Annotated in this window: 17 protein-coding genes; 12 read left to right on the top strand and 5 right to left on the bottom strand. The window is 71.2% G+C overall.

What is annotated here, in order from left to right; genetic code table 11:
* Window positions 1-32: 32 nt before the first annotated feature.
* A complete protein-coding gene (locus QFZ74_RS01910; protein WP_307619026.1) occupies window positions 33-1,448 on the bottom strand; it encodes a family 2B encapsulin nanocompartment shell protein in 1,416 nt (471 codons plus the stop codon).
* A 344-nt stretch (window positions 1,449-1,792) separates the two neighbouring features.
* On the opposite strand from QFZ74_RS01910, the gene QFZ74_RS01905 reads away from it, so the two are divergent.
* Entirely contained in the window at window positions 1,793-2,203 is a 411-nt protein-coding gene (locus QFZ74_RS01905; RefSeq protein WP_307619025.1) for an SseB family protein, read from the top strand.
* A 203-nt stretch (window positions 2,204-2,406) separates the two neighbouring features.
* Here the strand turns inward: QFZ74_RS01905 and QFZ74_RS01900 are convergent, their stop codons facing one another.
* From QFZ74_RS01900 to QFZ74_RS01885, 4 genes are all read right to left on the bottom strand, one after another.
* The gene (locus QFZ74_RS01900) at window positions 2,407-2,805 is read right to left on the bottom strand and encodes a MarR family winged helix-turn-helix transcriptional regulator (protein ID WP_307619024.1); all 399 of its coding nucleotides are present in this window, start codon (window positions 2,803-2,805) and stop codon (window positions 2,407-2,409) included.
* A 71-nt stretch (window positions 2,806-2,876) separates the two neighbouring features.
* Entirely contained in the window at window positions 2,877-3,227 is a 351-nt protein-coding gene (locus tag QFZ74_RS01895; protein WP_307619023.1) for a VOC family protein, read from the bottom strand.
* A gap of 134 nt (window positions 3,228-3,361) precedes the next feature.
* Entirely contained in the window at window positions 3,362-5,674 is a 2,313-nt protein-coding gene (locus QFZ74_RS01890) for an ABC transporter permease (RefSeq protein WP_307619022.1), read from the bottom strand.
* Complete coding sequence (locus QFZ74_RS01885; protein WP_307619021.1) at window positions 5,671-6,378, bottom strand: ABC transporter ATP-binding protein; 708 nt, start codon at window positions 6,376-6,378, stop codon at window positions 5,671-5,673. Before QFZ74_RS01885 ends, QFZ74_RS01890 begins: the two co-directional genes overlap by 4 nt.
* A gap of 139 nt (window positions 6,379-6,517) precedes the next feature.
* Between QFZ74_RS01885 and QFZ74_RS01880 the strand changes: the two genes are divergently transcribed.
* From QFZ74_RS01880 to QFZ74_RS01830, 11 genes are all read left to right on the top strand, one after another.
* The gene (locus QFZ74_RS01880; protein WP_307619020.1) at window positions 6,518-7,384 is read left to right on the top strand and encodes a sensor histidine kinase; all 867 of its coding nucleotides are present in this window, start codon (window positions 6,518-6,520) and stop codon (window positions 7,382-7,384) included.
* Window positions 7,385-7,392: 8 nt separating this feature from the next.
* On the top strand, window positions 7,393-8,091 hold the full coding sequence (locus QFZ74_RS01875) for a response regulator transcription factor (protein WP_307619019.1): 699 nt from the start codon (window positions 7,393-7,395) through the stop codon (window positions 8,089-8,091).
* A gap of 133 nt (window positions 8,092-8,224) precedes the next feature.
* Entirely contained in the window at window positions 8,225-8,512 is a 288-nt protein-coding gene (locus tag QFZ74_RS01870; protein WP_307619018.1) for a helix-turn-helix transcriptional regulator, read from the top strand.
* Between the two features lie 213 nt (window positions 8,513-8,725).
* Window positions 8,726-9,193 (top strand): fluoride efflux transporter CrcB, encoded by a 468-nt coding sequence (gene crcB / locus QFZ74_RS01865; protein WP_307619017.1) that lies wholly within the window; start codon window positions 8,726-8,728, stop codon window positions 9,191-9,193.
* Window positions 9,190-9,624 carry a DUF190 domain-containing protein gene (locus QFZ74_RS01860; protein WP_307619016.1) on the top strand — a complete coding sequence of 145 codons (435 nt, stop codon included), beginning with the start codon at window positions 9,190-9,192 and terminating at the stop codon, window positions 9,622-9,624. Before crcB (QFZ74_RS01865) ends, QFZ74_RS01860 begins: the two co-directional genes overlap by 4 nt.
* Window positions 9,621-9,995: a fluoride efflux transporter CrcB gene (gene crcB, locus QFZ74_RS01855; protein WP_307619015.1), complete on the top strand. Its 375-nt coding sequence runs from the start codon at window positions 9,621-9,623 to the stop codon at window positions 9,993-9,995. Before QFZ74_RS01860 ends, crcB (QFZ74_RS01855) begins: the two co-directional genes overlap by 4 nt.
* Window positions 9,996-10,095: 100 nt before the next feature.
* Complete coding sequence (locus QFZ74_RS01850) at window positions 10,096-10,932, top strand: undecaprenyl-diphosphate phosphatase (protein ID WP_307619014.1); 837 nt, start codon at window positions 10,096-10,098, stop codon at window positions 10,930-10,932.
* A gap of 171 nt (window positions 10,933-11,103) precedes the next feature.
* Window positions 11,104-11,781, top strand: coding sequence for a FadR/GntR family transcriptional regulator (locus QFZ74_RS01845; protein WP_307624018.1), 678 nt, complete (start codon window positions 11,104-11,106; stop codon window positions 11,779-11,781).
* Between the two features lie 134 nt (window positions 11,782-11,915).
* On the top strand, window positions 11,916-12,935 hold the full coding sequence (locus QFZ74_RS01840; RefSeq protein WP_307619013.1) for an asparaginase: 1,020 nt from the start codon (window positions 11,916-11,918) through the stop codon (window positions 12,933-12,935).
* Window positions 12,936-13,169: 234 nt separating this feature from the next.
* Complete coding sequence (gene aspA / locus QFZ74_RS01835; RefSeq protein ID WP_307619012.1) at window positions 13,170-14,582, top strand: aspartate ammonia-lyase; 1,413 nt, start codon at window positions 13,170-13,172, stop codon at window positions 14,580-14,582.
* Between the two features lie 239 nt (window positions 14,583-14,821).
* Window positions 14,822-15,448: a hypothetical protein gene (locus QFZ74_RS01830; protein WP_307619011.1), complete on the top strand. Its 627-nt coding sequence runs from the start codon at window positions 14,822-14,824 to the stop codon at window positions 15,446-15,448.
* The last annotated feature ends 24 nt before the right edge of the window (window positions 15,449-15,472 follow it).

Below are 15,472 nucleotides of genomic sequence, written 5' to 3'. Positions count from 1 at the left end.
TACCCGGGGTGTTGACGGCGATCCGCGAGGCGCTAGTCGCGGCGCGAGACCTCCACGTTCTCCAGGATGCCGAGCGCGTCCGGCACCAGCACCGCCGCCGAGTAGTAGGTGCTCACCAGGTACGAGATCACCGCCTGTTCGTTGATGTTCATGAAGCGGACGTTGAGGCCCGGTTCGACCTCGTCCGGGATGCCCGTCTGGAACAGGCCGATCACGCCCTGGTCCTCCTCGCCCGTACGCATCGCGATGATCGACGACGTACGGCCCGCCGAGACCGGGATCTTCCCGCACGGCAGCAGCGGCACCCCGCGCCAGGCGGGCAGATGGTGGCCGCCCACGTCGATGCTGCCGAAGTACAGCCCGCGCTTGTTGCACTCGCGGCCGAACGCGGCGATCGCCCGGGGATGCGCGAACAGGAAGCTGGTGTTGCGCCGCATGCTCAGCAGCTCGTCCAGGTCGTCGGGGGTCGGCGGACCGGAGCGGGTCGAGATCCGCTGGTCGAAGGCCGCGTTGTGCAACAGCCCGAAGCCCCGGTTGTTGACCAGCTCGTACTCCTGGCGCTCCCGCAACGCGTGGACGGTCAGCCTCAGTTGCTCCTTCGTCTGGTCCATCGGCTGGTTGTAGAGGTCGGCGACGCGGGTGTGGACGCGCAACACGGTCTGTCCGACGCTCAGTTCGTACTCACGTGGCTCCGGCTCGTAGTCCACGAACGTGCCCGCGATGTCGGGCTCGCCCACATGCCCCGAGCTGAGCGCGATCTCGGCCTCGCCCTGGGGAGTGAGCGGCCGGTGCCCGTCGAGCCGGGCCGCCTCGACGTGCGCGCGCAGGCCGTCGTGGCGCCGCGCCACCTCGGCGTACGCCGCGTGCGGCAGTGCCAGCACGGTCGTCGCGGTCGCCGCGCGGGCCGTGAACTCCCAGGTGCCGTCCGGGTCCGCGAGCACCCGGCCGCCGAACGTGTCGCCGTCCGCCAGCAGCCCGATCACCGTCTCGTCGCCGTACGGCCCCTCGCCGATCCGCTCCACCTTGCCGTGCGCGACGAGGTACACGTGGTCGGCCGGCCGCCCGGCCGCCACGATCACCTGCCCGGGCGCGTACTCGCGCTGCTCGAACCGCTCGGCCAGCGCCTGGAGCGCCGTGCCGTCCGAGAACCAGCGCAGCGGCGGCAGTTCGCCCAGCTCCGCCGGGACCACGGTGACCTGCCCTCCGGTCTGGACGAACGTGACCCGCCCGTCGCCCAGCACGAACGACAGCCGCCGGTTGACGCGATACGTGCCGCCCGGCACGTTCACCCACGGCAGCATGCGCGTCAGCCACCGTGAACTGATTTTTTGCATCTGGGGTTCGGATTTGGTCGTCGTCGTCAGATTCCGTGCCGCGGCGGTACCGAGGCTCTGCTGCTCCCGCTCCTCGACGCCCGCCGGGGGCGCCGTACCGGTGTCGATGGACATGTCGCCTTCTCTCCTGTCGCACGCACCGGTGACGACACGGGTGGGTGTCGTCACCCTCCGTGTCTACAGCTACCCAGGCCCCGTCACGACGAGTGATGGATTCCGACGGCGGGCGAGGCACGTCCGGCACGGGACTGCTCCCGCACCACCCCTGGTGCCACCGCCGCCACCCGTTCGGCGGTACCCGGATCGCCGCCGCGCAGGTCAGCGGCCTGACGCACTGCCGCCACGGCCGGACAACTCGCAGGAATGTCTCCGGCGTGGTCGGGTACTCGTGCAGGACCGCGCCCGGGACCACGGAGTTCCGGGCGGGTCGCACCACCACTGCTAACAGGGGATCTGCCATGGCAACACCCGCCAACGACAACATTCCGACGCCGGCCCGGCAGGCGCTCGACGCGCTGGCCGTGGACGCCGAGGACCCGGCCGCCCTCGACACGCTGGCGAGCAGTGATGTGCTCGTCCCCGTGCCGGACGACGCCGGGGAGGCGGCCTCCGCCGACCCGTCGCTGCTGGCACTGCCGGTCCTCGACCAGCCCGGTGGCGGCGCTCCGGTCGTGCCGGTGTTCACGTCCGAGCTGGAGATGGCCGACCTGCTGCCCTCGGTGTCCCAGTACCGCATGGTGCCCCTGGGTGCACTCGCCGCTCAGTGGCCCGAAGAGGAACTCTCGCTCGCCATCGACGGCAGCTCCGACCACGGACTGACGCTCACGTCGGAGGGCGTACGCACGCTGCTCGCACGACCGGCGGGCTGAGCGCGCCTCTTTACCATCACCGGCCGACAGAAGTGGACCGAGTCCAGAAGCATCAGGGCCCGGGCCGGGTAGCCCCTCGGCTCGGGCCGACCGTCGTACCGTCGCCCTGGCGGGTTCAGATCAGGTTCGGGTTGCTTGGACTTCGAGTTGCTTCGGCTTCGGGTTCCGCCTCGGCTTCGTCTTCGGCCTCGGCTTCGGGTCCGCTAGTCCCGCGCCGCCGACAGCATGCGCTCCAGTACCGCGCGCTGGAGGGGCAGCACCTCCGCGTGCAGATCGCGGCCCTTGCCGGTGAGGGCGACCCACACCCCGCGCCGGTCCTCCGCGCAGACCGAGCGGACGACCAGGCCCTCCTTCTCCAGCCGGCCGATCAGCCGCGACAGCGCGCTCTGACTCAGATGAACTCGCCCCACGAGGTTCTGCACCCGGCACTGGTCGCCCTGCCGGGGTGACTCCGCGGCGAGGATGTCGAGCACCTCGAAGTCGCTCGCACCCAGCCCGTGCGGGTGCAGCGCCCGGTCTATCTCGCACATGGTGCGAGCGTGCACCGACAGGATCTCCCGCCAGCGCTCCTCCAGCCGGGTCTCGGCCGCGTTGACTGCCATACCCGCACGGTAACACCGCGCGCAAGCTTCCTTGAGCGTGCAACCAGTGCGGGCTCAGGCAGCCGTACGCCTCAGGACTCCGGGTCCTGGAGCAGCCCCACGAGGTTGCCGTCCGGGTCCGTCACCGAGGCGATCAGCCTCCCGCCCCCGACGTCCGTCACGTCCTGAAGCACCTCGGCTCCGCTCTCCAGCAGCACCGCCAGCCGCCCCCGGATGTCGGACACGTGCCAGTACGGAACCGGCCCGGTCATCCCCTTGGCATGCCCGTTCGGATCGAGCCCGACGTCCTGCCCGGCGTCCTTGAACCCGACGTAGTAGGGCGTGTCCGCGTAGGGCTCCACTTCCAGCAGGGCGGCGAACCGCTCCTTCGCCCGGTCGAGATCCTTGACGGGATAGATGATCGTCCTGAGACCTGCGGTCATGACGGGGTGACTCCTTCTGCGGTGCGATGCCGCCGACGATTTCGCCGACGCCTTCACGCTAGGACGGGGGAGCGGGGTGCGGCTTCTTCGATCCTGATCGGTTGCGGGGCCTGACTCCCCGGCCGCATCCATCGCTACTCGCTGTGCAGCACCTCCGCCACCGTCAGCCGCGCCGCGCGCCGGGCCGGGACGAACGAACCCAGGAGTGCGATCACCAGGCCCGCGAGGGCGAGGCCGCCCAGGGCTGGGGCGTGCCAGACGTCCGTCATGTACGACGGGAGGGTGACGTCGATGGCGCCTGCCATGCGGGGCATCACCGCCTCGTATCCGGCGATGCCGAGCGGAATGCCGAGCAGCGAGCCGATCACGCCGAGCACCGCCATCGAGGTCACCATCATCGTCGTGACCTGCCGGGGCGTCATGCCGATCGACTTGAGCATGCCCAGGTCGCGACGCCGGTCGTGGGTGTTGAGGACGACCGTGTTGAAGACGCCGAGCGAGGTGACCACGGCAAGCATCAGGGTCAGCATCGCGGCGGAGCCGATGATGGTCCGGCCGAGGTTGTTCGGACCCTCCAGTGTCGGGCTGACGCCTCGGTCGGCGGCCCTCGCCGCGCGCGCGTAGGCCTGCGGTGCCGCGCCGTCGCGCAGTCTGATGTGGTAGGCGATGGGCCGTTCCTCCGGTGCCAGGGCCGTGAACGTCGACCAGTCGCCGGCTACCACCCCATGGGTGTCCAGCATGTTCTCTCCGACGATGGTCACATCCTCCCGGCGCTCTCCCCTCCTGAGTCGCAGGCGGTCACCGACCTTCAGGCCGTTCTGGCGCAGGAAGGCCTCGCCGGCCGTGACCTCGCCGGTGCCGTGCGGCAAGCGGCCCTTGGTGATCAGGGTCTCGAGCCCCGGGTCACCGCGGTGGCCTTCGAGGAAGACCTTCATCGAGGTTCCGGCGACGACGACCTCCGCGTCTCCCCGCGCCGCGACGTGGGTCGCGCCCGGCAGCGAACGCAGAAGCCGCTCCAGCGCGCGGTCTCCGTGCTCCGGCTGGATCTCCTTGCCGTGCCGGAAGTTGCTGGCGTACACCGTGACGTCGTACGGGTGTCGTTCGGGGCTGCTGAACCGGGTCATCGTGGTGGCCAGACCGGTCGCGAACGTCACGGTCGTCACGCCCAGGACCACGGCGGCCAGGGTCAGCGCGCTGCGCCCCGGGCGGGCGAAGGGCAGTCCCATGCCGAGGCTCACCGACCGCGCCAGCCGGGTGCCCGCCAGCCGCCGCTGAATGCCGAGTGCCCGCCCCGCGCGCGGGGCGCTGCCCGCGCTGATGGCCCGCGCCGCGGACAGGGCGCGTGCCCGCAGTGAGGGAGCGAGTGCCGCGAGGAGGCAGACGGCGGGCACCCCGAGCAGTGCGACGACGTTCACCCAGGGCGCGATGCCGACGCTGTCGTGGAACACGCCCGCATCCGGCCCCGTGAACACGAACTCGAAGAAGGGGCGCGCCAGCAGGTTGCCGCAGACGGTACCGAGCGCACAGCCGAGCACGGCGGGTGCGGAGATCATGGCGAGATAGACGGCGAGCACCTGTCCCGGGGTGAATCCCAGCGCCTTGAGGATGCCGATGTGCCGGAAGCCGGAGATCACGGCGCCGCTGACCACATTGGCGACGATCAGCACCGCCACCAGGATGCCGAGGATGCCGAAGGTCATCAGATAGGGCGCGAACGCCCGGGCCGAGCTGCCGATCTGGTGCTTGAGCAGCAGGTACGACTGGGTACTCGTCAGGGCTCCCGTCGGCAGCCCGCCGGTCACCGAGGAGAGGCCGGCCCGGAGTTGTTTCTCCGACGAGGCGTTCTTGAACCGGAGCAGCATCTGGGTGGCGGTCGGATGCAGGGCAGCGATCTGGCCGGGGGCGACCCAGGAGTCCGCCGTGCGGCTCAAATCGAAGCCGAACCCGACGATGGTGAGGGTCGGACCCGAGGGCAGCCGGAGTTTCTTGCCGAGGTCGTCAGCGGTCCAGTCCGACGGCCGGTTCACCACCACCTCGCCGGGCCCGGTGGCCCAGCGGCCCGCCCAGAGCTCCACCTTGTCCACCGCTCCGCCCGGACCTGGGCGACCCACGACCGTCAGTTCACCGCCGAGGCCGTAGTCGTCCCCCGCCCCGCGCGGGATCGTGACGGTCGCCTGGGAGAAGGGCCCGGACACCGCCTCGACCGCCGACGCCCGTGCCGCGCGCCTTAGTTGGACGTCCGGCACCTTGTGCGGGTCGAACGCGGCCACGACATGCGGGCCGCGCTGCTCGCCGAAGGCCTCGTCGAAGGGCCCGGACGCTGCGGCGACCAGGCCCAGGGCGACCACCATCGAGCCCGTCGACACCAGCGTGACCAGCCAGATGACCACTGTCTGCAACCTGCGTCGCCGTACGGCCGCACGCGCGGCCTTCCACACCGCCCTCATGCGGACGGCTCCAGGGTGTGCTCGCCGGTCACCCGGCCGTCGGCGAGCTCGACCAGGCGGCTCGCGCAGCGCGTCGCCAGATGCTGGTCGTGCGTCACCAGAATCAGCGTCTGGCCGATCTGGTTGAGGTCGAGCAGCAGGTCCATCACCTGCTCTCCGGCCCGGCTGTCCAGGGCACCGGTCGGCTCGTCGGCCAGCAGCAGGGCTGGCCGGTTCATCAACGCCCGTGCCACGGCGGCGCGTTGGCGTTCGCCGCCGCTCAGTGCGGCCGGGTAGGCGTTGCGGCGCCCCGCGATGCCCAGCTCCTCGAACAGCTCCAGCGCCCGCCGGCGCGCCTGCCGGGCCGGGACGCCCGTCAACTGCGCGGCCAGGGCGACGTTGTCGAGGGCGGACAGGTCGTCGATGAGGTTGAAGAACTGGAAGATCATGCCGATCCGGCGCCGCCGGTACAGCGCGAGGTCCTTCTCCCTCAACTCCCCGACACTCTCGCCGTGTACGACGACCGTGCCGCCCGACGGACGGTCCAGCCCGGCGATCATGTTGAGCAGGGTGGACTTGCCGCACCCCGAGGGCCCCATCACCGCGACCGCTTCCCCGGCACGGATCTCCAGCGACACCCCGTCCAGCGCGACCGTCTCGCCGTACTCCTTGCGCACGTCGTCGAGCCGCACGACGACCTCGCCCGTTCCCATGTCAGTGACCATGGACGGGACGCTATGCGGGGGTTCGCTGCCGCGGCATCCCTCTGCGGATGGCACATCGTCCCACCTGTCATCCCGGAGATGCAGAATGCTGTATCCACAGGACGATGCGGATGTCGGAGCCGTCTGCGACAGTGAAGCCATGGGGGAACAGGACGTGTTGGTGACGGCGCTCGCGGTGGCGTGCGCGGCTGCCGCAGGGCTGGCGGTCGCGCTGGTGCGCGTCCGGCGGCGGTGGCGGACGGCCGTGGGGGAGCGCGGCTGGCTGCTGGAGCGTGAGCGGGAGAGCTCGGCCCGCGCCGCGATCGCGGCCGAACACGACCGCATCGCCCGCGAGTTGCACGACATCGTCAGCCATAACGTCAGCCTCATGATCGTCCAGGCGGGCGCCGCCCGCGAAGTGCTCGGCACGATGCCGGACGAGGCCGCGGTCGCGCTCCGCGCCGTCGAGGACACGGGCCGCGGCGCGATGACCGACCTGCGGCACCTGCTCGGCGTGCTGGCGCCCTCACCGAACGGCGACGACGCCGGCCCGGGCCCGGGCGGCGCCGACGATCCGGGTACGGACCTGGCCCCGCACCCCGGTCTCGACCGGCTCGGTCCGCTCGTCGACCGGATATCGTTCGCCGGACTTCCCGTGGAGGTACGGATATCCGGCGACCCGCGTCCGCTTCCGCAGGGCATCGGTATCACCGCCTACCGCATCATCCAGGAGGCCCTCACCAATGCGCTCAGACACGGCGACGGCGGCAAGGCGGAGGTGACGGTGCGCTATGCCGACCACGCCCTGCGCGTGGAGGTGCTCAACACCGGTCCCAGCGTCCTCACCGGCTCCGCACCGGCGAAGTCGCCGAGTCCGAGGCCGCGCCCCAGGTCGCGGGCGGGCGCCGGGCGCGGACTGCTCGGGCTGCGCGAGCGGGTCGCGGTGTACGGCGGTGACCTGGACGCCCGGCGCCGCCTCGGCGGCGGCTTCCGCGTCCGGGCGCGCATACCCCTGGACGGGCTGTGAGGTCGGGCATGCCGGTGGGTACGGGTCTGGAGGAGGGGCGAGCGGAGCGGGTACCCCGCGTCCTGATCGCCGACGACCAGACGCTGATCAGGACCGGCTTCCGGCTCATCCTGACCGCCCGCGGCATCGACGTGGTCGGCGAGGCGGCCGACGGGGCGATGGCGGTGGCCGCGGCGCGCGAACTCAGGCCGGACGTCGTGCTGATGGACATCCGCATGCCGAACATGGACGGGCTGGAGGCCGCCCGGCTCATTCTGGAGCGGGCGCCGGAGTGCCGGGTGCTCATGCTGACCACCTTCGACCTGGACCGGTACGTGTACACGGCCCTGTCCATCGGGGCGAGCGGCTTCCTGCTGAAAGACGTCACCCCCGAACACCTGGCAGCAGCGGTCCGCTTGGTGGACACGGGGGACGCCCTGCTGGCCCCGTCGATCACCAGGCGCCTGGTGGAGCGGTACGCGGCGCAGGCCGAGCGGCCCCGGACGGTGCACGCCGACGTTGACGCCCTCACGCCCCGGGAGCGCGAGGTGCTGACCTGGATGGGGCGCGGCTTGTCCAACGCGGAGCTCGCCGCCCATCTGTCGCTGAGCGAGGCGACGGTCAAGTCCCACGTGGCCCGCATCTTCGCCAAGTCGGGCCTGCGTGACCGCGCCCAGGCCGTGGTGCTCGCCTATGAGACGGGGTTGGTGAGAGCGGGGGAGCGCTGAGCCGGCGTAACGGTTCCCGCTCGCATGGCCGCTCGGTACCGGACAAACGCCGCCGACTACCGGACGCGCCGGGGCCGGTCGCGGGACAGTGGGGCCGGGCGGGGGTAGACGCCCTTCGGACGGAGGTGACGAGATGGGGAGGACTCCCGCCCGCCACACGCGCCTGGACATCCTGGAGTGGCTGAAGGATCCGGTCGCGCACTTCCCGCCGCAGCGGCACGTCGATCCGGCCGAGGCAGGGGTCACCGCTCGCGCCGTCGCCACCAAGCTCGGGGTGTCCCGCCGGGTCGCCGCCGCCCACCTCGGCCTCCTCACCCGCATCGGTCTGCTGCGCAGCAGGAGGATCAGGCACCGCACCTATTACCGGCGCGACGAGGTGCGGATCGCCGAGGTGGCCAGGCTGTTCGAGAAGGGGTGGTGAAAGGGGCGGGAGAGGCCCGCGGCCTCACACGGCGTGAGGTGACCGTGGTGGGCGTCGGGCGTTAACCTGTTCCACGGCCGTGATCTCACTGTCGCGGCGCGGCGGTGGGGCCCGCCGTATCCCAACCGCGGCACGGATGCCGCCAACGGTCCCTGCTTCCTGAAGGCATGCGCCCGCAGGCCCGGGCCTTTGGCGAGTAGGAGACGCACGACCATGACCGCCCCGGAAACCGAGAGCCTCCGTATCCCCCGGAGCAGCCCACCGCGCCGTTCCGCGCTGCGCACCGACGCGCCCGTCGTCGGTGTCATCGCCCTCGGCGGCGCCCTCGGCGCCACGGCTCGTCACGCACTGTCGCTGTGGTGGCCCGCGGCGCCCGGTGACTTTCCTTGGGCCACCTTCTGGACCAACGTCGTCGGATGCGCCGTGATCGGCGTGTTCATGGTGATCATCACCGACGTATGGGCAGCCCACCGCCTCGTCCGCCCGTTCTTCGGCACAGGCGTGCTCGGCGGGTTCACCACCTTCTCGACGTACGCCGTCGACATCCAGAAGCTCGTCGCCTCAGGCCATGCCGCCCGGGGGCCGGCCTACCTCGCCGCGACCCTGTGCACGGCCCTCGCCGCGGTGTGGCTCGGGTCGGCGGCCACCCGCCGTGTCCTCGCGACCGGGGGCCGGTCATGACGCGGCTGACCGGCCGGGCCCTGCGCGTGACCGTCTTCATCGGCGAGAACGACACCTGGCACCACAAGCCCCTGTACGCCGAGATCGTGCACCGGGCCCACGCCGCCGGACTGGCCGGCGCCAGCGTCTTCCGCGGCATCGAGGGCTTCGGCGCCTCCTCCCGCATCCACACCACGCGGCTGCTGTCCCTGAGCGAGGACCTGCCGGTGGCCGTCGTCATCGTCGACACCGAGGCGCGGGTGCGGGACTTCCTCCCGCAGCTCGACGAGCTGGTCAGCGAGGGGCTCGTGACCGTGGACGACTGCGAGGTCATCCGGTACGTCGGCCGCTCGTCGGAAGCCTCGGATGCCTCAGACGTCCCGGGCGGCTCGACCGGCCGACAGTCGGGCACTCCGGGCGAAACGGACGGGAAGGGTAAGAACTCGTTGTGAACTGGCTGTTGGTCGTCGCCGGGGCCGCGGTCGGGGCTCCGTTGCGCTATCTGACCGACCGTGCGGTGCAGTCGCGGCACGACTCGGTCTTCCCCTGGGGCACCTTCGTGGTGAACGTCACCGGCTGCCTCATCCTCGGTCTGCTGACCGGCGCCGTCTCCGCGGGCGCCGCAGGTCCGAGCCTCCAGCTCCTGCTCGGTACCGGGCTGTGCGGCGCGCTGACGACGTACTCGACCTTCTCCTACGAGACCCTCAGGCTGACCGAGGCCGGTGCGGGGCTCTACGCTGCCGCCAACGTCGTCGCGAGCGTGGCGACGGGCCTCGGTGCGGCCTTCGCCGGCGTGTCCATCGCCGAAACGCTGTGGGTCTGAGAGGCGTGCCGGCGGACACCGGGGCGCGGCACTGCCCGGACACCTTGGCATAGTAAGACTGTCTACAACACTGTCGACCAACTCCCCAGAACTGGATCCCATGAGCGCCATCTCTGTCGGTCAGGCCGTCGTCCTCGGAGTCGTCGAGGGGGTGACCGAGTTCCTCCCCGTGTCCTCCACCGGCCACCTCAAGATCACCGAGGGGCTCATGGGGATCCCCGTCGACGACAAGTCCGTCGTCGGGTTCTCAGCCGTCATCCAGGTCGGCGCCATCGCCGCCGTGCTCGTGTACTTCTTCAAGGACATCGTCCGCATCGTCTCCGCCTGGGGGCGCGGTCTGGTGAACCGGGAGGCGCGGCACAGCCACGACTACAAGTTCGCCTGGTGGGTGATCGCCGCGACGATCCCGATCGTCGTGGTGGGCCTGGCCGCCAAGCCCCTGATCGACGGCCCCCTCGCCTCGCTCTGGGTCGTGGCGGGCTCCCTCATCGCCGGCAGTGGCGTGATGTGGGCCGCGGACCAGATGGGGCGCCACAAGCGCGGTGAGGACGACACCTCGTTCAAGGACGCGATGCTGGTCGGTTCCTCGCAGATCCTCGCCCTGCTCTTCCCCGGCTTCTCCCGCTCCGGCGCCACCATGTCCACCGCGCTCATGCTCGACCTGGACCGCGTCGCCGCCACCCGTCTCTCCTTCTTCCTCGGCATCCCGGCCCTGACGGGCGCCGGCCTGTACGAGCTGAAGGACGCGCTGGGTGCGGGCGTGGGCGCCGCGCCGCTGGTCGTCGGCACGATCGTCTCCTTCGTCGTCGCGTACGCCTCCATCGCCTGGCTGCTGAAGTTCGTCGCCAAGCACTCGTTCAACTCGTTCGTGCTCTACCGCATCGCCGTCGGCCTCCTGCTCTTCGGCCTTCTGGGCACGGGCGTCCTGGAGAGCTGACAGGCGCCGCTCGCACCCCTCGCTCACACGGGCGTGAGGCCGTACTCCGGCTTCACGCCCGTCGGTCTTTCCTGCCCGCCTTGACACAGCCCCACGTCCGACCGGAACATCTCTCCTGTGAACCTGTCAGACAGCCAGACAGGTGGGCCGGGTCCGCGACGCGTCAGCGCGATGGAAGCGGTGCTGGCCCACCTCCGCGGTGCCATCGAGCGCGGCGAGTACGCCATGGGGGACAAGCTCCCCTCCGAGGCCGAGCTCTGTCGCACGCTCGAGGTCTCCCGGCCCGTACTCCGCGAGGCCCTGCGCGCCCTGCAGACGATGGGCCTGACCGTCTCCAAGACCGGCAAGGGCACCTTCGTCGTCGCCAACGCCGTCGAGGACCCCACCTTCGGCGACTACGCGGCCAGCGACCTGCTCGAAGTGCGCCGCCACATAGAGATCCCGGTCGCCGGCTACGCCGCCAAGCGCCGCACGCCCGAGAACCTCGACCACCTGGCCCACCTCCTCGACCGGATGGAGCGGGAGACCGACACCACCGCGTGGGTCGCGATGGACACCCTCTTCCACATCGCCGTCGCCGAGGCCGCCCAGAACCCGGTCTTCCGCCGCGTGATCGAGGAGATCCGCGACGCGCTGGCCCGGCAGTCGGCCTTCCTCACCGAGCTGGGCGGCCGCCGCGAGCAGTCCAACCGCGAGCACCGGGCGATCGTCGACGCTCTCGTCGACGGCCACGAGCAGCACGCCGTGGAGGCCATGTCCCACCACCTCGACCGCGTCGAGACCAGCCTCACCGACATCGTGCGCTCCACTCGCGCGGGCATCCCCGCGCAAGGGAGTTCCGCGGTGTGAGCGAGCGGGGGCGTCCGGCGTGCCGCGCCCGCCCCCTCCCACGACCGCCGCCGAGCAGCAGCACACCGGCACCGAACGAGCGGAAACCCCGCCCCGGTCCGTCCCCCACCACCCCACCAATGATCCAGGTAGCGATGTTCAGCAACACTTCCGCGTCGGACGCGCCCCTCGTCCGTGAGCCCCTCCACGCCCCCGTCGCCCACGTCATACGCGGCGGGGTCGTCGAGGGCATCCACTACGGCTCCGTCGTCGTCCTCGGCGCCGACGGCGAGGTCCAACTCCAGATCGGCGACATCGAGGCAGCCTTCTACCCGCGCTCGGCCCTCAAGCCGGTCCAGGCCGTGGCCATGGTGCGCGCCGGGCTGCCGTTCGACGGCGACCTGCTCTCGCTGGCCGCCGCCAGCCACTCCGGCGAGGAGACCCACATCGCCGGCGTCCGGCGCATGCTGGAGCGGGCCGGTCTCACCGAGGACGACCTGCGCAACGTCCTGGACATGCCCCTCGACCCCGCCGTGCGCGACGTCTGGGTGCGAGAGGGCCGCCTGCCCTCCCGGCTCGCCCAGAACTGCTCCGGCAAGCACGCCGCCATGCTCTGCACCGCCCGGCTCAACGGCTGGTCCCTGCACGACTACCTCGACCCTGCGCACCCTCTCCAGCAGGCGATCGCCGAGACCGTCGAGGACCTCACCGGCCAGCGCATCGCGCGCGTGACCGTCGACGGCTGCGGCGCCCCCCTGTTCTCCGTCTCCCTGCACGGCCTCGCCCGCTCCGTCGCGCGCGTCGCCTCCGCCGCCCCCGGCACCCCGGAGGCGCGCGTGGCCGACGCCATGCGCGAGCACGCCGAGATGGCCTCCGGCGCCGGCCGGGACGTGGCCGCGCTGATGCGCGCCGTGCCCGGACTGCTCGCCAAGGACGGCTACGAGGGCGTCCAGGTCGCCGCCCTCCCCGACGGCCGCGCCATCGCCGTGAAGATCGCCGACGGTGCCAACCGGGCCCGTATCCCGGTCGCGGCCGCCGCCCTCGCCCGCGTCGGCGTCGACCCGGCCCTCCTCACCCCGTTCGCGGGCGAGGAACTGCTCGGCGGCGGCAAGCCGGTCGGCTTCGTACGGCCGGTACGCGCGCTGGACACGGACCCGCTGCCCGTCTCGGCGTAACGCGAGCCGAGAGGTCCGGGCCACGGGGTGGGCCGGACCCGGATGGTGGTGTCCCACATGGTGGCGCCAAACATGGTGGTGTCCCACATGGCGGTGCGCCACGTAGCTGTGTGGCACAGAGCTGTGTGTCACGTAGCTCTATGCCACCCGGTGATTCCCACATTGCCGCCCTCACCCCACTGCCCCTACCACTCCCTCCCGGCCACGCGCCCCCTCGAAAGAAGAACCACGCTCATGACCCCCGCCGGCACCCGCTCCGAACACGACCTCCTCGGCGACCGCGACGTTCCCGCGGACGCCTACTGGGGTGTCCACACCCTGCGCGCGACCGAGAACTTCCCCATCACCGGCACCCCGATCTCCGCCTACCCGCACCTGATCGACGCCCTCGCCGCCGTCAAGGAGGCCGCCGCCCTCGCCAACGAGGAACTCGGGCTGCTGGAGCCGAGGAAGGCCGCCGCGATCGTCGAGGCCTGCCGGGAGATCCGCGGGGGCAAGCTGCACGACCAGTTCGTCGTCGACGTCATCCAGGGCGGCGCCGGTACGTCGACCAACATGAACGCCAACGAGGTCATCGCCAACCGGGCGCTGGAGCTGCTGGGCCACGAGAAGGGCCAGTACGAGCACCTGCACCCCAACGAGGACGTCAACCTCGCCCAGTCGACCAACGACGTCTACCCGACCGCCGTCAAGATCGCCACGGTCTTCGCGGTGCGCGGCCTGCTCGACGCGATGGCCGTCCTCCAGCACGCCTTCGCCCGCAAAGCCGTCGAGTTCCGCGACGTCCTGAAGATGGGCCGCACGCAGCTCCAGGACGCCGTGCCGATGACGCTGGGCCAGGAATTCTCGACGTTCTCCGTCATGCTCGACGAGGACCGCAGCCGCCTCGCCGAGGCCGTCCAGCTGATCCACGAGATCAACCTGGGCGCCACGGCGATCGGCACCGCCCTCAACGCCCCCGCCGGATACGCCGAGTCCGCCCGCCGCCACCTCGCCGAGATCACCGCGCTGCCGCTGGTCACCGCCGCCAACCTGGTCGAGGCCACCCAGGACTGCGGTGCCTTCGTGCAGATGTCCGGCGTGCTCAAGCGGATCGCCGTCAAGCTCTCCAAGAGCTGCAACGACCTGCGCCTGCTGTCCTCCGGCCCGCGCGCGGGCCTCGGCGAGATCAACCTGCCGCCGGTGCAGGCCGGTTCGTCGATCATGCCGGGCAAGGTCAACCCGGTGATCCCCGAGGTCGTCAACCAGGTCGCCTTCGAGGTGATCGGCAACGACGTCGCCATCACCATGGCCGCCGAGGCGGGCCAGCTCCAGCTCAACGCGTTCGAGCCGATCATCCTGCACTCCCTCTCGGAGAGCATCACCCACCTGCAGAGCGCCTGCCTCACGCTCGCCGAGCGCTGCGTAGACGGCATCACCGCCAACACCGAGGCGCTGCGCGCGAGTGTCGAGAACTCCATCGGCCTGGTCACCGCCCTCAACCCGCACATCGGCTACACGGCCGCCACCGACATCGCCAAGGAGGCCCTCGCCACCGGGCGCGGCGTCGCCGAACTCGTCCTGGAGAAGGGCCTGTTGCCCGCCGAGACCCTGGCCGAGCTGCTCCGCCCCGAGGTCCTCGCGGGCAGCGGCCGACCCGGCGCCTGACCGGCCCGTCGCCTCGCGGCCACCCTGCGTCGGCACGCTTGCCCGGCGCTGGGCCTGGCCGGCACCGCCTCCCTCGTGCTGGGCGGCGAGACGGCGGGCGCGCTGCCGCCCACGGAACTCCTCACTCCCGTCTCCACCTGATGGAGATCCACAACCAGGGATCGCTGTCTGCCCCACCGGGGAGGAGTCAGCTCACCCCGGTCCTCACTGGGTGTCGAGGTCGAACTAGTCTTCGGGCCATGGCCTTGCGACCTGACGAGTTCTACGACCACGCGCTTGCCGCTGCGGATGGCGAGCGGCGGCTCCCGCTCGCGCGCATGACAGGGTGGGACATCAGCCCGTTCGAACCGGACGGATTGCGCGTCGCGCCGCTGCGCCCTCCGGTTCTGCCCGAGCCTGCGCGGCACGGCGAGGACCCGTCGGACTGCGAGTCGTGCCGCGACCGAGGCGACGGGATCTGGTTCAACGACAGTTGGCGGCTCACCCGGATCAAGGGAGTCGGTGTGCCGCTGGTGCTCATGCTGCATCCGCTCGAGCACTACGACATGGCTGACCTGCCCGATGAGCTGGCAGCCGAGCTGGGAGTCCTGTCCACGCACATCGTCCGCCACGTGCAGGCCCTGCCACATATTTCGCGTGCCCACGTCTACCGCATCGGAGATGGCGGCGCGCACCTGCACATCTGGTTCTTCGCCCGGCCCGAGGGACAGACCCAGCTGTACGGGTCATGGATGCCGGTCTGGGACGATCTGCTGCCGGAATACCCAGCAGATGTCGCGGAGGCGGACGCGGCCATCGTGGCAGACGCCTTGGTCGCCTCCCTCGGGGGTCGTCGCTCGGCTGCCGGCGCATCGCCGCACGACTGATCTGCCGGCGAACGTCGACGCTCG

The organism is Streptomyces sp. V3I7, assembly GCF_030817495.1.
Lineage (GTDB): Bacteria > Actinomycetota > Actinomycetes > Streptomycetales > Streptomycetaceae > Streptomyces.
The sequence above is the reverse complement of the archived record's forward strand: the minus strand, read 5'-3'. Positions and strand labels throughout refer to the sequence as shown.